Here is a 19775-nt window from a genome sequence, read left to right as displayed (position 1 = left end):
CGCGTTCATGCGCTGGCCTGCAGCAGGATCTGGTCGTCGGCCTGGCCGAAACGCTGGACCAGGTCGTTGATGGTCAGGCGCGGCTTCTCGTCGCGGCCGATGTCCAGCTTGATGCGTCCGCACTCCATCATCAGCAGGCGGTCGCCATAGTCCAGCGCATGCGCCATGTTGTGCGTGATCATCAGGGTCGTCAGCCGCTGCTCGGCCACGATGCGGCGGGTCGCCTGCATGACGAGCTGCGCCGTGCGCGGATCCAGCGCGGCGGTGTGCTCGTCCAGCAACAGGATGCGCGGACGGTTCAGCGCCGCCATCAGCAGCGCGAGCACCTGCCGCTGGCCGCCCGAGAGCAGCCCGGCGGGCGCGCCCATGCGGTTTTCCAGGCCCAGGCCGAAGCGCGCGAGTTCGTCGCGGAAATGGGCCCGGTTGCGCGGATTGAGCGCCATGCGCAGTCCGCGCCGGCGGCCGCGCATGGCGGCGAAGGCCAGGTTCTCCTCGATGGACAGCGCGGGCGCCGTGCCGACCATGGGGTCCTGGAATACGCGCGAGACCCATTGCGCGCGCCGATGCACGGGCCAGGACGAGACATCGGTACCGTCGATGACGGTACGGCCGGCGCGCGGCCGCACCGCGCCGGCCAGCACGTTCAGCAAGGTGCTCTTGCCGGCGCCGTTGGTGCCCACCACGACACAGAAGCTGCCGTTCTCCAGGGCCAGGTCCAGTCGGTCGAGCGCGATGCGTTCATCCGGAGTGCCCGGATAGAACACGACGTCGACGGCTGCAAGCTCGATCATGAGGAACTCCGGCGCGTCAGTCGACGACGCAGTTGCAGTTCTTCAGCGACTCCGGCAGCGCGATGCCGAGGTCCTTGAGCCGGCGCCCGCTGATCTTGACCGCATGGTCTTCCACGGCAGGGACCGATACGGGAATGTCCGAAGGCTTCTTGCCGCGCAGGATGTCGGCGGCGATGCGGCCCACGCTGGTTCCCAGGCTGCTGTACTCGACCGTCATCGCGGCCAGGAAATGGTGCTGGGCCACGTTATCGACATTGGGGCTGTAGGTGGGCAGCTTGATGCGGTTGGTGACCGAGGCGATGGCGGCGGCGGCCGGAATCAGCATGCTCGAGGCCGGCACCATCAACGCGTCGGCGCGCCCTTGCAGCGACGAGACGCGGGTAGGTATGTCGTTGGCGTTGTCCACGCCCACCTTCACCAGGGTGAGGTCGTACTTGCCGACGACCTTCTCGAGCGCGTTCAGGAAGCCGAGATCGGCATCGTCGCCGGGGTTGTAGATGAAGCCCAGCCGCTTGACCCCGGGCGTGAGCTGCTTGATGAAACCGACCGACGCCTCCATGTTGGGCAGGTTGGAACCGCCGGTCATCAGCGTGTCGCCCCGGTCCCAGGATGGCACCAGCTTGGCGGCGACGGGGTTGGCGACGGCGCCGAACACGATGGGGAAGCTGCGGCTGGCGAGCACCTGCTTGGCGGTCTGGGTGAGCGGCGTGGTGATGGTCAGCATGAGGTCGGGCTTGCCCGCGGCTTCGCGGTTCAGCAACTGGGGGGCGAGCGAGCGGTCGAAGTTCACGTGGCCTTCGTCGTAGACCACCTTCAGTCCCTGCCTGGCCAGTTCCTTCTTGAAGCTCGACACCAGCGTGTCCAGCGTATGGTCGGGACCGAACTGCGCGATGGCGACCTTGTAGGTCTGCTGGGCGTGGGCGATCGATGCGGCACAGGCCAGCGACACGCAGGCGGCGAGTCGCGCGGCTTGGAGGATCAGGACAGGCTTCATGGCAGCTCCGGGGCAGGACGGGTGGAGGAGGGTGGGCGGGACAGGCCGAAGACGCGGTCCCGGCCGAGCATGGCGCCGGGATCGAAGGCGAGTTTGATGCGGCGCATGGCGTCGAGCTCCGCGGCCGGGTAGAGCGACTGGAAGACCCGGTTCTTTTCGAGCCCGATGCCGTGTTCGGCCGAGATCGAGCCGCCGCAGCGCATCACCTCGTGGTAGACCAGATGCTCGACGTGTTCGGCGGCAGGGCCTTCGCAGCCGACCAGCAGGTGCACGTTGCCGTCGCCCAGGTGGCCGTAGGTCAGGCGCCGCAGGGCGGGATCGATGGCGTCCAGGCCCGCGTAGATGCGCGGCAGGCAGGCCTGGAGCTCGCCGGTCGGAATGCTGACGTCGAAGGACAGGTAGGCGCCGAGGTGGCGTGCCGCTTCGCCGGATGCGTCGCGCATGCGCCAGAGCTCGGCCGCCTCGGACAAGGACTTGGCGACGACGACGTGGGGGGTGCCCAGGCTGTCGGACAAGGCTTCCAGCGCGTCCATGATGCGTGCCTCGTCGCGCGCCGGCTGGCGGTCGTAGCAGGAGAGTTCGAGCAGCACGACATAGCCGCAGGCACCGTCGAAGGGATCGCGGCCCACGCCCAGTCCCCGCGCGACGAAGTCCACGAAATCCCGCCACATGACTTCGAACGAGGTCAGCATGGGGCCGAAATCGGCGCGGCAGCCCGCCAGCGCGCGCAATACCTGGTCCAGGTCCTGGAGGCCGAGCGCCACGGTTCCTATGTCCGCAACGGCTCGTCCCCCCGACCATGGCGAAAGATCCGAGCTCCTTCGTGCCCTTCTACCAGCCGCCGCAGGCCGAGCCGGCCCGTTCCGGCAGCGTGTCGGATTTCGTGCTGGCCGAGATCGCCCGCCGTATCGTCGATGGGGTCTACAAGCCGGGACAGCGCATCGTCGAGACCGATGTCACCCGGGACCTGGGCGTAAGCCGCAGTTCGGTCAGGGAGGCCTTCCGGCGCCTGGAGACCAATCGCTTCGTGCGCATCGAGCCCAATCGGGGCGCGACGGTGGCCACGCCCGGACGCGAGGACATCGTCGCCCAGTTCCGCATCCGCGAGGTCATCTCCGGCCTGGGCGCGCGTGCCGCGGCCGAGCACGCGGACGAACCGGGCAATCGCGAGATCGTCCTGGCGCTGCTGGACGACATCGAGACCCAGAGGCGCGCCGACGACCCGCGCAACCATCGCGCCGAGAACGGCCGCTTCCATCGGGCCATCAACAACATGTCGGGTATCCCGGACGTGGGCGAACTGCTGGACCAGTACAACTACCCGATCCTGCACACGATCTACTTCAGGGACCTGAGCCGCGAGAACTGGCTGCTGAACCTGTCGGACCACGTCGACATCGCCCGCGCGGTGCTGCACGGCGACCCGGTCGCGGCCGAGCATTTCGCCCGCCAGCACATGCGCCGGATGGTGGACATCGCGATCGAGATCGCGGAGCGGCTGTTGGAAGAAGCGCGCCAGCGCTGAACGGCGGCCTCAGGCGGCGACCGCGGGGGGCTCCAGGTCCGCCAGGAAGTGATCGCGCCACTGCTTGATGCTGTTGTCCTTGAGCAGTTGCATCATGTGTTCGTGGCGCTCGCGCCGCTCCTCCAGCGGCATGTCCAGGGCGCGGTCCAGGGCGCGGGCCATGGCGTCGATATCGTAGGGATTGACGATGATCGCGCCGTCGGCAAGTTCGTCGGCGGCACCCGCGAATTCGGACAGGACCAGCACGCCGGGATCCTCGGGCTCCTGGGCCGCCACGTATTCCTTGGCCACGAGGTTCATGCCGTCGCGCAGCGGCGTGACGAAGCCGACCTGCGAGGCACGGAAGAAGGACAGCAGCGCGGCGCGTTCGTAGGCGCGGTTCATGTAGCGGATGGGCGTCCACGACAGTTCCGTCCAGCGGCCGTTGATGTGGCCGGCCGTGCTTTCGAGCTGCCTGCGGATGTGGCGATAGCCCTCGACGTCCGAGCGCGAGGGCGGCGCGATCTGCAGGAAGCTGACCTGGCCGCGATAGGCGGGCCGGGACTCCAGCAGCCTTTCGAAGGCGTTGAAGCGTTCGACCATGCCCTTGCTATAGTCCAGCCGGTCCACGCTGATGATGAGCTTGCGCTCCTGCAGCCCCTGCTTGAGCGTGGCGACCAGCTTGGAGCGGCTGCGCGCCTTGGATTTGCTCTGGATGTCGTCGGGCAGGATGCCGATGGGATAGTGGCCGACGCGCACCGGTCCTGACGGCGCGCGCAGCGTGTCGCCTTGCATGGGCAGCCCGAGACGCCTGTGTGCGTAATCCAGGAAGGCCTGCGCATCGCCGCGTGTCTGGAAGCCCACCAGGTCGTACTCGCACATGGCCTCGATCAGGTCGCGGTGGGGCGGGACGGTGCGCAGGATGCCCTCGGACGGAAAGGGCGTATGAAGGAAGAAGCCGATACGGTTGCGCATGCCCAGGCGCCGGCATGCGCGGGCGAAGGGTATCAGGTGATAGTCGTGTATCCAGAGCCGGTCGTCCTCGCCGACCAGTTCCCTGAGCATGCCGGCCAGCCGCTCGTTGACGGCCAGGTAGCCCTCGTATTCGCGGGCATCGTAGCGGCTGAGGTCGATGCGGTAATGGAAAGTCGGCCAGAGCGTGCCGTTGGCGAACCCGCGATAGTAGAGGTCGTACTCGCTACGCGACAGGGCGGTGGTCGCGCAGTCGATACGGCCGATGCGATGGAAGGAGACCTCCGCGTCGGCGCTGTCCTCGATCTTGCCGTTCCATCCGAACCAGAGCCCGTCCTGCCGCTTGAGGGCATCGAGCACGCCGACGGCCAGTCCGCCGGCGCTGCTCTTTCCTTCGGCCGCGGACGCTACACGATTGGAAACGATCACGAGTCTGCTCATGTCCTGGTCCTTTATTCGTGGCGCGAAGCATCGTCCGGCCCGCGCGTGGACAGGCCGTCCAGCCAGCGGGCCAGGGAAGGGGGATCGGGCAGCCGCCACGATGCCGACGTGTCGCCATCGCCGATCTTGATCGAGACGCCGCCCAGGCGCGCCACGACGGCGAACGCCGCCTCGTCGGTCAGGTCGTCTCCCGCCATGACGGGCAGCCGGGACGCGAAGGGAGCGACGGCCATGAATCGCTCGACGGCGCTTCCCTTGTCCGCGCCGCGCGGCTTGACCTCGGCGACCATCTTGCCGAACTGCAGCACGTAGTCCGGCGCGAAGGCCGAGGCGGCCTGCGCGACGTCCCGGCGGATCCGGGCTTCCTGGTGCGGCGCATGCCGGTAGTGGACGGCGAACGAAATGCCCTTGTCCTCCATGTGTACGCCCGCCAGCCCGGCGGCGATGTCAAGCAGGCGCGCCTGCAAGCGGGCCGCCCGCTCCCGGTCCACGGGCAGCTCCCATACCTGGCCGTCGGGGCCGCGCCACTGGATGCCGTGCAGGCCTGCGACCGGCAGGCGCAACGGATGCAGCAGGCGGTCGACCACCTCTATCGAGCGGCCCGACACCACGGCCAGCGCGCCGCCGGTGGCCGGCGCCAGGCGCCGCAGCAGGGCCAGGGTGGCGCCGGGAATCCGCGCCGCATCCGGGCTGGGGGCGATGGGGGCCAGCGTGCCGTCCAGGTCGAGGAACAAGGCGCATCGCGCCAGGTCCAGCGGGGGAGGTCTGCCTGCTTCCGATCCGGTCATCGTTCGTTGACGCGTCATCCGCGTATCGTTTTGACAACAGTCACAGATGGAATGGTAGGGAAGGGTGTCGCAGGGAGGGTGTTCATTTTGCGCGTTTTTGTTTCCATTTATCTCCCCGTGCCATGCGGCGCGGGGCCTGGCGGGGGCGGGCGGCGAACGCGCGGTTTTACGGTACGCTATCGGGCAAACGACAAGAGCGGAGCGAGACGAGGACATCATGCAGCTGGTGCATCTCCATGAACCCCGTGCGGAAGACGGCTCGTGGCGCCATGCCCGGGAACGCGCGTCCTTCGCGATGGCGGGAGTCATCGGCTGCCTGGGCCACGAGGATTTCGACACCGCCGCGCTGCGGCAGCTCAATGCGGCGATCGCGCTGTGCTGGTGGTCGACCTACAGCCTGCACAAGCACCGCCCGCCGGAGCTGCATGCCACCGGCAGCTTCCAGGCTCCCGACCACACCCGGGACGCGTTCCGGTTCTACCGGCAAGGCGTGTACCGTTACGACCAGACGTTCGAGGCGGCCAGGGAGCGGGTGCTGCACGGCGGCGCGGTGGTCACGCACTGGCACGCGGCCGAGCTGCCGAGCGAGCATCGCGACGGCATCTACACGCGCCATGCGCTGCGGGAGCGGGTGTCGCTGGTCACGGCCTGGGAAGAGGACGACCTGATCGCCATCAATCTCTACCGCCGCGACGAACAGCCCGCGTTCAGCGACGCGGAGCTGGACCTGATATGCGGCCTCGCGCCGCCGCTCATCGCCTGCATAGAAAGCCACCTGCGCAGCCGCCGGGCCGCGGCCCGCCCGCCGGCGTGCCAGCCGGCCCCGCTCGCGGCCCTGCCGCGCCGCGAGCGCGAGGTATGCGAGCGGCTGCTGCGCGGCTGGACGCACGAAGGCATCGGCGCCGATCTGGGCATTTCGGCGGGCACGGTCAAGACCTATCGCGACCGGGCATTCGAGCGGCTGGGCATCCACCATCGCAACGAACTGTTCGCGCTCGCGCTGGACGGCCTGGCGCCTCCGTCCCAGGCCTAGGGTTGTCCCGGTCCCCAACGCAGGGGACAGCCGCGTCCGCGTCTTCTCTTTAGGCTTCTTCCTGCCGTTCCTGCGCGAGCGGCCCATGACAGGAAGGAGACCGCTTGAAGACGCCTGCCATCAGGTGCCTGGAGGACATCCGGGCGATCGAGTCGCAGCCCTATGCTGCATTCATGCCGCACCACAGCGTCCACGAGGCGCTGGAACACGCCGCCGCGACGCATGCGCAACGGCGGGCGCTGACCTTCATCGAGTCGGCCGATCCCGCGGTGCCCGCCGGCAGCTGGACCTATGCCGAGCTGCTGGCGAGGGTAAGGCGGGCGGCCCGGGCCTTCCGGCGGCTGGCGGGCGACACCCAGCCGCGCGTGGCGTTCCTGCTGCCGGCCATCCCCGCCGCATACGTGACGCTCTGGGGCGCCGAAGCCGCGGGCATTGCCTGTCCGGTCAACTACCTGCTCGGCGAAGAGCACATCGCCGATCTGCTGCAGCATGCCCGGGTGAACGTGCTGGTCGCGCTCGGGCCGCACCCTGAACTGGACATCTGGTCCAAGGTGGCGGGCGTCAGGCACCGCTGTCCCGGCCTTGCGCACGTCGTGTCCGTGGGCAGGGCGCAAGGCGCGCCCGACCTCGACGAACTGCTGGCCGGCGAAGAGGGAGGCCCGCTGGACGAGAGCTATCGGCGCGGGCCCGACGACATCGCCGCGCTGTTCCATACCGGCGGGACCACCGGGCGGCCCAAGCTCGCGCGCCACACTCACCGCAACCAGCTTCATGCGGCGTGGGGGGCGGCCTGCATGTATGGCGCCAGCGAAGCCGACGTGACGCTGAACGGTTTCCCTCTGTTCCATGTGGCCGGTTCCCTGGTCTACGGGCTCTCGAGCTTGCTGGCGGGCGGCGAGGTGGTCTTGCCCACGCTGCTGGGCATGCGCAACACGGCCTTCGTGCGGCGCTATTGGCAGTTCGTCCAGCGCGAGCGGGCGACGCTGCTGGCCGCCGTGCCCACGGTCATGGCCAGCCTGCTGGACGTACCCATTGGCGAGGCGGACCTGTCGCGCGTGCGCTGCCTGTTGACGGGCGGCTCGCCGCTGCCCACCGAGCTGGCCGATGCCTTCGAGCAGCGCACGGGGGTGGGCGTCCGCAACATCCTGGGCATGACCGAGTGCGCGGGCGTCATCGCCATCGAGCCGGTCGGCATGCCGCGCACCGCCGGAGCCGTGGGGCTGCCGCTGCCCTTCACGGAGGTCGGCATCGATCCCGACGGCGCGTCGCCGGACGGACGCGAAGGCATCCTGCGGGTCAGGGGGCCCAACGTCGGGCCGGGCTACACCGACGCCCGCAACGACGCCGGAGTCTTCGGCGAGGACGGCTGGCTGGTGACCGGCGACGTGGGACACATCGACGAGGCGGGCAGGATCTTCGTGACCGGCCGGGCCAAGGACCTGATCATCCGCAGCAGCCACAATATCGATCCGGTGGTGATCGAGGATGCGCTGCTCGGGCATCCCGAGGTGCAGATGGCCGCCGCCGTGGGCGCGCCCGACGAATATGCGGGAGAGATACCCGTGGCCTACGTGGCGCTGCGCCAGGGCTCCCGGCTGACCGCCGCCGATCTCGCTGATTTCGTGCGCGACCGCATTCCCGAGCGGCCCGCGGTGCCCAAGGCCATCTTCGTCGTGGATGCGCTGCCGATGACCGCGATCGGCAAGCTCTACAAGCCCGAGTTGCGGGCGCGGGCCGTGCGCTGGACGTTGCAGGAGCGCCTGGCGCGCGGCGGATTGGCGGCGCGCGTGACGGTGGACGTCAGCGCCCAGGCCAAGGGATGCGTGGCGCATTTCCGCGCGGACGGCGACGATGCGGCGCGCGTGCGTGCGCTGATGGCGCCGTTCGCCCTGGCCTATCGGATCGACGGCCCCGGGGCCGGGGAAGAGGGCGCATGAGCGTGCATGTCGAATACGAGAAGCGGGGGCCCGTTGCTCTGGTCCGCCTGGACCGGCCGGCCGCCCGCAACGCGTTGACGCCACGGATGCTGTGCGAGCTGGCCGATGCGTTCGTCGACGTGGCGCGGGACGACGCGATACGGGTGGCGGTACTGGCTGCAACCGGCGACGCGGCGTTCTGCGCGGGGGGAGACCTGGGTACGACCCTGCCGTTGCTGACCGGCGCGCGGCAGCCGGAGAATCCCTACGACCGCCGCCTGCTGGAAGATCCGACAGTGATGGCGGCCTCGTCGCTGCGCGGATTTCCGTTGCACAAACCGGTGGTGGCCGCCATCAACGGCGCATGCCTGGCAGCGGGCATGGAGTTGATGCTGGGGACCGACATACGCCTGGCCGCCGAACATGCGACCTTCGGCTTGCCGGAGGTGCGGCGCGGCCTCATCCCCTTTGCCGGGTCCATGGCCCGACTGCCCAGGCAGATCCCGCAGGCGGTCGCGATGCATATGCTGCTGACAGGCGAACCGCTGACGGCGACGCAGGCACTGCAATGGGGTTTGATCAACCGGATCGTGCCGCTGGCCGACTTGCCGGATGCCGCGATGGAGGTGGCCGAAGGAGTCGCCCGCAACGGGCCGCTGGCGGTCCAGGCCGTCAAGCGGACGGTGATCGAGGCCAGCGGCGTGCCGCTGGAGCTGGCCTATCGCCTGGAGGATCACGCGCGCGAGCGGGTCCTGGCCAGCGAGGACGCGCGCGAAGGCCCGCGGGCGTTCATGGAGAAACGCAGTCCGGTCTATACGGGAAGATGAAATGAATCAGGATGCAGCCATCAGGCTGGACGGCAAGGTCGCCATCGTGACCGGCAGCGGCCGCGGACTGGGCCTGGCGTTCGCGCGGGCGCTCGCGGATGCGGGCGCGGCGGTCGTGGTCAACGATGTGGATGCCGACGCGGCGGCCGAGGCCGTCGCGTCTATCCGCGGCCAGGGGGGCCAGGCCGTGGCCGAGGTGGTGCCCGTGGGCCAGGCCGAGGCGGCCGAGCGGCTCGTGGCCCGGGCGGTGGAAAGCTTCGGCCGCCTGGACGTGATGTGCGCCAACGCCGGCAACCTGCGCGATCGCATGATGTGGAATCTGAGCGACGAGGATTTCGATTCCGTCATCGCGACCCATCTGCGGGGCACCTTCACCTGTGCCCGCGCGGCCGTGAGACGCATGCGCGCGCAGGAAAGCCCGGGGCGGCTCATCCTGGTGGCTTCGCCGGCGGGGCAGCGCGGCAATCCTGGCCAGACCGCATACGCCGCGGCCAAGGCCGGCATCGCGTCGTTCGCACGGACGTGGTCGATGGAGTGCGCGAAGTCGGACATCACGGTCAACGCCATCGTGCCGGTCGCGCTGACCCGCATGGTCGCCACGATGCCCGCGTTCGCACCGATTGCCGAATCGATCTCGCGCGGCGAGCCGTTGCCCGACACGCTGCGCCAGGGCGCCGGGCTGGGGATGCCCGAGGACGTGGCACCGCTGGTGGTGTTCCTCGCCTCGGACCAGGCCGCTGGAATCAGCGGCCAGTGCATAGGATTGGGGGGAGACAAGCTCAGCCTGTGGTCCCACCCGCAGGAAATACACAGCGCCTTCCGCAGCGGCGGCTGGAGTGCCGAGGCGATCGCGCGGGCGTGGCCGGCCACGCTGGGAAACTGGCTGGAAAGCGTGGGGCTGCCCCCCTTTCCTTGAGGGCGGCCGGACCAGGAACGACAACCATGGAGACATCATGAAAACCGTCAAGCCATTCCGTCTGCTGCCGATCGCCTGCGCGGCGGCCTGCGTCGCGGCCGCCGCGCCGGCCACCGCCACCGATGCCTATCCTTCGCGTCCGATACGGCTGGCCGTGGGATTCGCGCCGGGCACCGGGCCCGATATCCTGGCGCGCACGCTGGGCCAGAAGCTGGGCGAGTTGATGGGGCAAGCGGTGGTGGTCGAGAACCGCGCCGGCGCGGGCGGGCAGATCGCGGCCCAGTTCGTCGCCAAGGCTCCGCCGGACGGCTATACCGTGCTGATCGCCGACGTCAGCGCCATCAGTATCGCGCCGGCGGCGTTCTCCAAGCTCGGCTACGATCCCGTCCGCGAACTGGCTCCGGTGTCGGAAGTGGTCAAGACCGATTTCATCCTGGTCGTGCCCAACACGTCCGCCGCGCGTTCGGTGGAAGACTTCGTCAAGCTCGGCCAGAGCCGTGACAAGGTCAACTTCGGTACTTTCGGCGCCGGAACCCCCGGCCATTTCGGCGCCGAGATGTTCGCGGAGCTGGGCCGGTTCCGCATCGAACCCATCCACTACCGCGCCACGGGCGACGCCGTATCGGCGGTCGTGAGCGGCGACGTCAACGGCGTGTTCATGTCCACGGCGCTGGCCACGGCCCAGGTCAAGGGAGGCAAGATGCGGGCCCTGGCGACCACCGCGCCCCGGCGTTCGCCCTTGCTGCCGGAAGTGCCGACATTCATCGAGGCCGGATATCCCAAGGCCGATTTCTCGGCCTGGTTCGCCCTGTTCGTGCCGGCGGGCACGCCCGAGCCGGTCATCGCCACGCTCAATGCCAAGGCAGTGGCCGCGGTGCAATCGCCCGAGGCGCGCCAGCGGCTGGAAGAGGCCGGCTTCAGCATTTCCGGCACGAGCGCGCAGGAGACGCGCCGGATGATCGAGGCCGAGACCGAACGATGGAAGAAGATCGTCGCGGCCACGGGGTTCAAGGGCGACTGAGACGGCGAACTTCACCCTTCCTGCATCAGCGAGCGCCGGTTGCGATTGCGCATCTCGCTGGCCACCTCTCGCATGACGTCGATGAAGAGCCGCGCCCCCTCGGGCAGTTCGCCCGTGCCGAGAGTGGTCAGGCCAACCGCCGCCGACGTGGGGCTGGTGTCCACGGGCAGGGTGCGGGCCAGGCCGTCGTCCAGGTCGAGTTCGATCACGCCGTAGGGTACGAACCAGATCGCATCGCCGGTCCGCATCAGGCTGCGCGCCATGGTCGAGGACAATGTCTCCACCAGTTGCTGAGGCATGCCTATGCCGCTCGATTGGAGGAAGGTCTCGGCCGCGGGCCGGATGTAGGTCCCCTTCATGGGCAGCACCATGGGATAGGCCCGGACGTCGGCCGGCTGCAGCGCGGGGGCGTCCAGCAGCGGGTGGCCGGGACGCACCGCCATGACCAGCGGCTCCATGTACAGATGCTCGAAGGAAATGCCCACCATCTCCGATGGATGGCTGATGCGGCCGATCACCAGGTCCAGCTCCCGCAGCTTCAGGCGCACCAGGAGGTCCGCGTTGGTACCGCCGTGCGCGGTGACCACGAGATGGGAATAGCGCGCCTGCATCTGGCGGATCGCGTTCGGCACCAGGGTGGCGGCGGCGGTGGGCAGGATGCCTATGCGCACGTGCTCGGGCGCCTTTTCGCCCGTCCCTAGCAACTCGAAGCCATCGCGCAGCGCGCCGATGGCCTGCGCGGCATGGCGCAGCAGGATGTGGCCGGCCGGCGTCAGCTCCAGCCCTTTGCGATGTCGTAGCGCCAGCGTCTCGCCGGTGATCGCCTCCAGCTCGGCCAGGCTCTTGGAGACCGCCGAGGGCGTCTGGGCCAGGGCGTCGGCGGCCTTCAGGACACTGCGGTGGCTGGCCAGGGCGACCAGGCATTGCAAGTGGCGCAGGCGCAGGCGTGGGTCGAGGGTGCGCAGCATGATTTCCTTTTGCTCAATCAATTTCCAAAAAGATCAACCAATATTAGCTCCTGCGCTTCTATGATGGCGCCGACAGGCCGGTGCCCCGGAGGGGGCATCCGCATAATCAGGAGGAGTGGGAAATGTCGAAATCCATGGTTCGCGCGCTGGGACTGGCGCTTGCATTGTCGGCCTCGGCGGGCGCGGCGGCGCAGGGCAGCTATCCGGACAAGCCCGTCCGGTTCGTCGTGAACTTCACCGCCGGAGGGCCCCTGGACATCATGGCGCGCATGATGGGCGAGCGGCTCAACGCGATCTTCAAGCAGCCCTTCGTGGTCGAGAACAAGACCGGCAGCGGCGGCAACATAGGCGCCGCCGCGGTGGCCAATGCCGCGCCCGACGGCTACACGGTGCTGATCGGCCTGGATTCGACCTTCACCGTCAATCCCAGCCTGTATTCCTCGCTGGGCTTCAGGCTGGATCAGCTCAAGCCGGTGATGCGCCTGGCATCCTCGGGGATGCTGATCGCCGCCCACCCGTCCGCCAAGGCCGACACGCTGAAGGGCCTGGTCGAGCGCGGCCACAAGGATCCGGTCACGTTCAGCTCGGCGGGCAACGGTTCGCCCGGCCACCTGAGCCTGAGCATGCTGCAGCAGGCCACCGGCATGAAGATCAACCATATCCCGTATCGCGGCAACGCGCCGGCCGTGCTGGCGCTGGTGTCGGGCGAGGTTCAGGCCGCCGCGCTGGCCACGCCTGGCCTCTTGCAGCACGTCAACGCCGGTACCCTGAAGGCATTGGCCGTGACCGGCAGCCAGCGTTCGCCGCTCCTGCCGTCGGTGCCGACCACGGCCGATCTGGGCTACCCCGAGGTTCGCCAGGATGTGTTGTATCTTGCGATGGTGCCGGCGCAGACGCCGGACGCCGTCGTCCAGACCCTGCGCAAGGCGATGGAGCAGGTGTTGGCGCAACCCGACGTGCAGCAGCGCCTGCGCGCGATGGACTTCACGCTGGGGACCCTGGACGGCGAGGCCGCCGCCAAGGAACTGGAGGGCGTGCGGGAACGCTATGCGAAGATCATCAAGTCGGCCGGTATGAAGGTCGATTGACAACGGAACCGGTACAGTTCGCATGACTAATTTCATCTTCATCCTGGCCGACGATCTCGGCTACGCCGACCTGGGCTGCTATGGCGGACGCAAGCCCGTGTCGCCCAACCTGGACCGCATGGCCGCGCGCGGGATCCGCTTCACGCAGGGCTATTCCAATTCGCCCGTGTGCTCGCCCACGCGTTTCGGCCTGATCACCGGCCGCTACCAGTACCGCCTGCGCGGCGCGGCCGAGGAGCCCATGACCGGCAGGTTCCGGGGCAGCACGGAGATCGGCCTGCCGCCGGCGCATCCCACCCTGCCGTCGCTGCTGCGCGAGCGGGGATACCGCACCGCCCTGATCGGCAAGTGGCACCTGGGCTATCCGCCGCATTTCGGTCCGCAGAAGAGCGGATACGAATACCACATCGGCCCCCTGTCGGGCGGCGTGAGCTATTTCAGCCACGTGGATCGCATGGGCAAGCACGACCTCGTGCGCGACGGCGAACCCGTCAACTACGACGGCCACTACCTGACGGATCTCTTGACCGACGAAGCCGAGAGCTATCTGCGCGCGCGCGCGGGCGATCGCCAGCCGTTCCTGCTGAGCCTGCACTACACCGCGCCGCACTGGCCGTGGGAGGCGCGCGAGCAGGGGCGTTCCAATCCGGAGACCGATCAGGACATCCGCCACCTGGACGGCGGTTCCATCCACGTCTACGGCGAGATGATCAAGGCGCTGGACGAGGGCTGCGGACGCGTGCTGAAGGCGCTGGACGACCTGGGCCTGGCCGACGACACGGTGGTCATCTTCACCAGCGACAACGGCGGCGAGCGTTTCTCGGACACCTGGCCGCTGGTGGGAGGCAAGATGGACCTGACCGAAGGGGGCATCCGCGTTCCCTACATCGTGCAGTGGGGCGACCGGATCGCGTCCGGCTCGGTATCGGCGCAGCACTGCATGACGATGGACTGGACCGCGACCATGCTGGACATCGCCGGCGTGCCCGCCCATCCCGATTATCCGTTCGACGGCGTGTCCATGTTGCCGGTGCTGCGGGACCCGACGCACGAGTTTCCGCGCGAGCTGTTCTGGCGCATGAATTATCGCAGCCAGCGCGCCTTGCGCGATGGGCCGTGGAAGTACCTGGCCATCGAGGGCAACGAGTATCTGTTCGACCTGTCGGTGGACGAGCGCGAGCGGGCCAACCTGGCGCGCCGCCAGCCCGAGCGCCTGGCGCGGATGCGTGGCCGCTGCGACGAGTGGGATGCCGTGTTCGGCGCGATTCCCGCCGATGCCCGCAGCGAGCTGGTCTATACGGACAAGGACATGCCCAGCCGGTGACGCCGGCACGCCGGCCGGGAACCGGAGACGGCGGCTCCCGGTCGAAGCAGCATGCGGCCCGGGAGCGGCGCCCGCATGCAGGCAGGCGTACATGGCCAAATGGTCATGGACGTGTCACCGTCCCGCGGATAGAATCGCGCCGTTCATCAACTGTGGAGACCCTGACGTGGGTACTTGTTCGAGTGGCAGTAGTCGGCCGGTCCTGGTGATCGGCGAACTCTCGGCGAGATAGCGCGCGGGTTTCCTTCGCCGCCGTCTCGCCGCAAGGCGGGAGGCGGCTCCGGCCGCGGCGTTCGCGCGCGGCCATCCCCTTCCTGATACTGTCTGCCGCCAGGCGCGGCGGCTCCGTCACGCCCGTGTCGTGTCTCCACCTCGATTCCCGAGGAGGAACCGTGCGCATCGACCATTTTCCATTCCATGGCCACCGCGCCGCCGGCCCGCCCCCCTGGAGGCTGGCGTTGGCTCTTGCCGCCTGCTGCGCGAGCGGCCCCGCCCAGGCGGCGCGCCCCATGATCACCGACGACGCCCGCATCGTCGACGCCAAGGCGTGCCAGGTGGAAAGCTGGATCCGTCGCGGTGGCGACGGCAACGAATACTGGGCGATGCCCGCCTGCAATCCTACCGGCAACCTGGAACTGACGCTGGGCGGCGCCCGCGGACCGGTGGACGGGCACGTGCGCACGACGGACGTGCAGTTCCAGGTCAAGACGCTGCTCAAGCCCCTGGAGACGGACAGCTGGGGCCTGGGCGTGGCGGCCGGGACGGTCCGCCATCCCCATGCGGCGGGGACGTCGCGCGATTGGTATGCCTACGTGCCGGCCAGCGTTTCCTTTGCCGCCGACCGGCTGGTCGTGCACGGCAACCTGGGATGGATGGACGCCGCCGATACGGGCAGCCGCCACGCGACCTGGGGCCTGGGGTTCGAGGCCCGCCTGGCCCAACGTACCTGGCTGATTGCCGAAACCTTCGGGCACGACCGGCGCCGGCCGTCCTACCAGTTCGGCCTGCGCCACTGGCTGGTGCCGGACCGCGTGCAGATCGACGTGACATACGGCAACCGCATGGGCATGGGCAGGGAAGAACGATGGATCTCCCTGGGCCTGCGCCTGTTGTCGCCGGCCTTCCTGCCCTGACGGACTTTTCATCGACACACGAGAACCATGCCCGACCCAGAACATCCACCGTCTGCCTGACCGCGCGACGCAGCGTGAAGCAGGCAGGCCGAACCGGAGAAGAAAAATGAACTTCATGCTGCTCAAGGCCTTTTTCGCGGGTTTTCTTCGCACCCGCCACATTTCCCGCCACTTCCGCCGGCTGGCGCTGCTGGACACGCTGGCCCGCACCGGCGTCAGCCGCGAGCTGCCGCCGGGCCTGACGAAAATCCTGGTTGCCGCGGCCAAGGCCGACGCCGGCGAACTGCTGAAGCGCCTGGACAGTCACGAGGACGGCTTGTCGGAGAGCCAGGCCGCGGCCATACGCGAGCGCGTGGGCCCGAACGAGGTCGAACACGAGAAGCCGCTGCCCTGGTGGAGGCATCTGTGGCATTGCTACAGAAATCCGTTCAACCTTCTGTTGACCCTGCTGGCGGCGATCTCCTATCTGACCGAGGACACCAAGGCCGCGCTCGTCATCGGCACGATGATCGTGCTGTCGACGCTGCTGCGCTTCTGGCAGGAAGGCAAGTCCAACCGCGCCGCCGATGCGCTCAAGGCCATGGTCGGCAATACCGCCACGGTGGTGCGGCGCGACGCTACCGAGGACGCCGCACGGCTTTTCGAGCAGTACTACGGCGTCCACCTGCGTGCCCGCGCGGCCCGGCGGGTGGAACTGCCGATCCGGCTGCTGGTGCCGGGCGACGTGATCGCGTTGGCGGCGGGCGACATGATTCCGGCCGATTGCCGCATCCTGTCGGCCAAGGACCTGTTCGTATCGCAGGCGGCGATGACGGGCGAGGCCATGCCGGTCGAGAAGTTCGCGCTGCATCGCGACGCCGGAACGGTGAACCCGCTGGAGCTGGAGAACATCCTGTTCATGGGGACCAACGTGGTCTCGGGCGCGGCCACGGCGGTAGTGGTGGGCACCGGCAACCAGACCTATTTCGGCATGCTGGCCGGCCGCGTCACCGCCGTCGACCGGGGCCAGACTTCGTTCCAGGCCGGCGTCAACAAGGTGAGCTGGCTGCTGATCCGCTTCATGTTCGTGATGGCGCCGCTGGTGCTGCTGATCAACGGCTTCACCAAGGGCGACTGGATGGAGGCGCTGCTGTTCGCGCTGTCCATCGCGGTCGGCCTGACGCCCGAGATGCTGCCGATGATCGTGACTTCCACGCTGGCCAAGGGCGCGGTGTTCCTGTCGCGCAAGAAGGTCATCGTCAAGCGGCTCGATGCCATCCAGAACTTCGGCGCGATGGACGTGCTGTGCACCGACAAGACCGGGACGCTGACGCAGGACCGCATTTTCCTGGCCCGGCACGTCGATGCCTGGGGCGAGGATTCCGATGCCGTACTGGAGCTGGCCTACTTGAACAGCTACTACCAGACGGGGCTGAAGAACCTGCTGGACGTGGCCGTGCTGGAACACGCCGAGATGCAGCGCGAACTGGAACCCGCCGCGAATTTCCGCAAGGTGGATGAGATTCCGTTCGACTTCGAGCGGCGCCGGATGTCGGTGGTGGTGGCCGAGTATGACGACCATCACCTGATCATCACCAAGGGCGCGGTCGAGGAAATCCTGTCGGTCTGCACCCGGGTGCGCCACGGCGAGGACACCGAGGCTCTGACGCCCGCCGTGCTGGCGGACATCCGCAGGGTGACGGCCGAGTTCAACGGGGAAGGGCTGCGGGTGGTCGCGGTGGCGGCCCGGGAACAGCCGCCGGCGCAGGAAACCTTCGGCGTGGCCGACGAGCGGGACCTGACCCTGATCGGCTACGTGGCGTTCCTGGATCCGCCCAAGGAGTCCACCGCGCCGGCGTTGGAGGCGCTGGCGCGGCACGGCGTGGCGGTCAAGGTGCTGACCGGCGACAACGAACTGGTCACGGCCAAGATCTGCCGCGAGGTGGGGCTGGCGCAGCAGGGCATGCTGTTGGGCGGCGACATCGAAGGCATGGGCGATCGCGAGCTGGCGCAGGCCGTCGAGCGCTACAACGTTTTCGCCCGCCTGACCCCCGCGCACAAGGAGCGCATCGTGCGTCTGCTCAAGGCCAACGGCCACGTGGTGGGATTCCTGGGCGACGGCATCAACGACGCACCGGCGCTGCGCGCCGCGGACATTGGCATCTCGGTGGACACGGCGGTGGACATCGCCAAGGAAGCCGCCGACATCATTCTGCTCGAAAAGAGCCTGATGGTGCTGGAGGAGGGCGTGCAGGAAGGGCGCCGCACCTTCGCCAACATGCTGAAGTACATCAAGATGACGGCCAGCTCGAATTTCGGCAACGTGTTCTCGGTGCTGGTGGCCTCGGCCTTCATCCCGTTCCTGCCCATGCTGCCCATGCACCTGCTGGTGCAGAACCTGCTGTACGACATCTCGCAGATCGCCATCCCGTTCGACAACGTGGACGACGAACTGCTGCTGAAGCCGCAGCGCTGGCAGCCCGGGGATATCGGTCGTTTCATGGTGTTCTTCGGGCCGATCAGCTCGGTGTTCGACATCACGACCTACGCGATGATGTGGTTCGTGTTCGGCGCCAACTCGCCCGCGCACCAGACGCTGTTCCAGTCGGGCTGGTTCGTGGTGGGGCTGCTGACCCAGACCCTGATCGTGCACATGATCCGCACGCCCAGGATCCCCTTCATCCAGAGCCGCGCCGCCGTGCCGCTGATGGCGATGACGGCCGCCATCATGGCGATCGGCATCTTCCTGCCCATGGGGCCGCTGGCGCACTACTTCAAGCTGCAGGCGCTGCCGCCGCTGTACTTCGCCTTCCTGCCGGCGATCTTGCTGGCCTACATGGGACTGACCCAGGCCATGAAGGGCATCTACGTGCGTCGCTACGGCTGGCAGTAACCCCCGCCAGCCTGTTTTGGGGGGCTGCCGCGTAGCGGCTGGGGGCCCACCATTCTGGGCGCGCGTAAGCGCGTAGGGGGGGACCTACATCGGCATCATGTTCGCGTTCATGTTGTGCAGCACCCATGCGGAGCCGCCGACGATGATCGCGATGATCAGCACGGTGAAGACGAAGGACGACAGATTCTCGCGCTGTTCGGGCGAGGTGCCCATGTGCAGGAAGAACACCAGCTGGACCAGCAGTTGCAGCACGCACAGCACGACGATGGCCGAGACGGCGGCAAAGCCGGTCAGTGCGCCGGTCATTACCACGCCGAAGGACAGCGCGGTCAGCACGATGCAGAGGACGAAGCCGACCAGATAGGACTTGACCGAGCCGTGGCTGGCGTGGGAATCGTGGCCTTCGGCGGTGGAGGAGTGTTGCGCCATTACAGGGCTCCCATCAGGTAGACGAAGGTGAACACGCAGATCCAGACCAGGTCCAGGAAGTGCCAGAACAGGCTCAGGCAGGCCATGCGCCGGCGCACGATGGCGTCCAGGCCATGGCGGCTGATCATGTGCATCATCACGGCCATCCAGATCAGGCCCGAAGTCACGTGCAGGCCGTGGGTGCCGACCAGGGTGAAGAAGGCCGACAGGTAGGCGCTGCGCTGCGGACCCGCGCCCTCGGCGATCAGGTGATGGAATTCATAGATTTCCATGCCGATGAAGCCGGCGCCGAACAGGAAGGTCACCGCCATCCAGGCCAGCACCTTGCCGCGCTGCCCGGCATGCATGGCCAGCATCGCCATGCCGAAGGTCACGCTGCTGACCAGCAGCAGCATGGTCTCGGTCAGCACGAACGACAGGTCGAACAGCTCGCTGCCATGCGGCCCGCCCGCGGTCGCGCCCGACAGCACGGCGAACGTCGCGAACAGCACCGAGAAGATGAGCAAGTCGCTCATCAGATAGATCCAGAACCCCAGTACGGTCTTGGACCCATCGTCGTGATGCTCATGCCCCCCATGGGCATGATGATCGCCACCATCCTGGCGATGCGTATGAAGAATTGCTGCGCTACTCATATCAGTCTTTCAAAAAGAATCGGCGCTCCGCACCAAGAAACCACCACACAGACGCAGGGCACAGCGGATCCGGCTCCGCCGGTCCGCCAGTGCCGCCCCCCTGGGGGGGCGCGCGAAGCGCGT

18 protein-coding genes are annotated in these 19775 nt (G+C 68.1%); 10 read left to right on the top strand and 8 right to left on the bottom strand.

Annotated features, from left to right (window positions below; translation table 11 throughout):
• Positions 1-5: 5 nt before the first annotated feature.
• Genes R4823_RS14035 through R4823_RS14025 form a run of 3 tightly spaced genes read right to left on the bottom strand, consistent with a single transcriptional unit; the run spans position 6 to position 2549 of the window.
• The gene (locus tag R4823_RS14035) at positions 6-791 is read right to left on the bottom strand and encodes an ATP-binding cassette domain-containing protein (RefSeq protein ID WP_087840067.1); all 786 of its coding nucleotides are present in this window, start codon (positions 789-791) and stop codon (positions 6-8) included.
• 16 nt (positions 792-807) lie between these two features.
• Positions 808-1785 (bottom strand): ABC transporter substrate-binding protein, encoded by a 978-nt coding sequence (locus R4823_RS14030; RefSeq protein WP_132978828.1) that lies wholly within the window; start codon positions 1783-1785, stop codon positions 808-810.
• Positions 1782-2549, bottom strand: coding sequence for an FAD-linked oxidase C-terminal domain-containing protein (locus R4823_RS14025; RefSeq protein WP_176400790.1), 768 nt, complete (start codon positions 2547-2549; stop codon positions 1782-1784). The genes R4823_RS14030 and R4823_RS14025 overlap by 4 nt, the downstream gene beginning before the upstream one ends.
• 35 nt (positions 2550-2584) lie before the next feature.
• On the opposite strand from R4823_RS14025, the gene R4823_RS14020 reads away from it, so the two are divergent.
• Entirely contained in the window at positions 2585-3310 is a 726-nt protein-coding gene (locus tag R4823_RS14020) for a GntR family transcriptional regulator (RefSeq protein ID WP_338619089.1), read from the top strand.
• A gap of 9 nt (positions 3311-3319) precedes the next feature.
• Here the strand turns inward: R4823_RS14020 and otsA are convergent, their stop codons facing one another.
• Both otsA and otsB read right to left on the bottom strand, forming a co-directional pair.
• Positions 3320-4702, bottom strand: coding sequence for an alpha,alpha-trehalose-phosphate synthase (UDP-forming) (gene otsA, locus R4823_RS14015; protein ID WP_087840071.1), 1383 nt, complete (start codon positions 4700-4702; stop codon positions 3320-3322).
• Between the two features lie 11 nt (positions 4703-4713).
• Positions 4714-5508, bottom strand: a complete 795-nt coding sequence (gene otsB, locus R4823_RS14010) for a trehalose-phosphatase (RefSeq protein ID WP_176400791.1) — start codon at positions 5506-5508, stop codon at positions 4714-4716.
• 199 nt (positions 5509-5707) lie between these two features.
• Here otsB and R4823_RS14005 point away from each other — a divergent pair, with 199 nt between their 5' ends.
• The 5 genes from R4823_RS14005 (at position 5708) to R4823_RS13985 (ending at position 11203) form a co-directional block, all read left to right on the top strand.
• Positions 5708-6523, top strand: a complete 816-nt coding sequence (locus R4823_RS14005) for a LuxR C-terminal-related transcriptional regulator (protein WP_140416883.1) — start codon at positions 5708-5710, stop codon at positions 6521-6523.
• A 104-nt stretch (positions 6524-6627) separates the two neighbouring features.
• Positions 6628-8460 carry an AMP-binding protein gene (locus tag R4823_RS14000; protein ID WP_338619085.1) on the top strand — a complete coding sequence of 611 codons (1833 nt, stop codon included), beginning with the start codon at positions 6628-6630 and terminating at the stop codon, positions 8458-8460.
• Positions 8457-9266 carry an enoyl-CoA hydratase-related protein gene (locus R4823_RS13995; RefSeq protein WP_087840075.1) on the top strand — a complete coding sequence of 270 codons (810 nt, stop codon included), beginning with the start codon at positions 8457-8459 and terminating at the stop codon, positions 9264-9266. Before R4823_RS14000 ends, R4823_RS13995 begins: the two co-directional genes overlap by 4 nt.
• Position 9267: 1 nt before the next feature.
• Positions 9268-10182, top strand: coding sequence for an SDR family oxidoreductase (locus R4823_RS13990; RefSeq protein ID WP_338619083.1), 915 nt, complete (start codon positions 9268-9270; stop codon positions 10180-10182).
• A 37-nt stretch (positions 10183-10219) separates the two neighbouring features.
• Positions 10220-11203: a tripartite tricarboxylate transporter substrate-binding protein gene (locus R4823_RS13985; protein WP_338619080.1), complete on the top strand. Its 984-nt coding sequence runs from the start codon at positions 10220-10222 to the stop codon at positions 11201-11203.
• Between the two features lie 11 nt (positions 11204-11214).
• Here the strand turns inward: R4823_RS13985 and R4823_RS13980 are convergent, their stop codons facing one another.
• Positions 11215-12171 carry a LysR substrate-binding domain-containing protein gene (locus R4823_RS13980; RefSeq protein WP_087840078.1) on the bottom strand — a complete coding sequence of 319 codons (957 nt, stop codon included), beginning with the start codon at positions 12169-12171 and terminating at the stop codon, positions 11215-11217.
• 122 nt (positions 12172-12293) lie between these two features.
• On the opposite strand from R4823_RS13980, the gene R4823_RS13975 reads away from it, so the two are divergent.
• The 4 genes from R4823_RS13975 to mgtA all read left to right on the top strand — a co-directional run bounded on the left by R4823_RS13975 (position 12294) and on the right by mgtA (position 18588).
• Positions 12294-13259, top strand: coding sequence for a tripartite tricarboxylate transporter substrate binding protein (locus R4823_RS13975; RefSeq protein ID WP_087840079.1), 966 nt, complete (start codon positions 12294-12296; stop codon positions 13257-13259).
• Between the two features lie 22 nt (positions 13260-13281).
• Entirely contained in the window at positions 13282-14583 is a 1302-nt protein-coding gene (locus R4823_RS13970) for a sulfatase-like hydrolase/transferase (protein WP_087840080.1), read from the top strand.
• A gap of 392 nt (positions 14584-14975) precedes the next feature.
• Positions 14976-15716: a hypothetical protein gene (locus R4823_RS13965; RefSeq protein ID WP_243724340.1), complete on the top strand. Its 741-nt coding sequence runs from the start codon at positions 14976-14978 to the stop codon at positions 15714-15716.
• A gap of 106 nt (positions 15717-15822) precedes the next feature.
• Positions 15823-18588: a magnesium-translocating P-type ATPase gene (mgtA, locus tag R4823_RS13960; protein ID WP_338619076.1), complete on the top strand. Its 2766-nt coding sequence runs from the start codon at positions 15823-15825 to the stop codon at positions 18586-18588.
• Between the two features lie 84 nt (positions 18589-18672).
• On the opposite strand, the gene cyoD is transcribed toward mgtA, so the two are convergent.
• Positions 18673-19017 (bottom strand): cytochrome o ubiquinol oxidase subunit IV, encoded by a 345-nt coding sequence (gene cyoD / locus R4823_RS13955; protein ID WP_087840082.1) that lies wholly within the window; start codon positions 19015-19017, stop codon positions 18673-18675.
• Entirely contained in the window at positions 19017-19652 is a 636-nt protein-coding gene (gene cyoC / locus R4823_RS13950) for a cytochrome o ubiquinol oxidase subunit III (RefSeq protein WP_087840083.1), read from the bottom strand. The genes cyoD and cyoC overlap by 1 nt, the downstream gene beginning before the upstream one ends.
• Positions 19653-19775 lie beyond the last annotated feature (123 nt).

Origin of the sequence: Pigmentiphaga sp. CHJ604 (genome assembly GCF_036972535.1) — a bacterium.
GTDB lineage: Bacteria > Pseudomonadota > Gammaproteobacteria > Burkholderiales > Burkholderiaceae_B > Pigmentiphaga > Pigmentiphaga daeguensis.
This window is presented reverse-complemented; position numbering and strand designations above follow the sequence as displayed.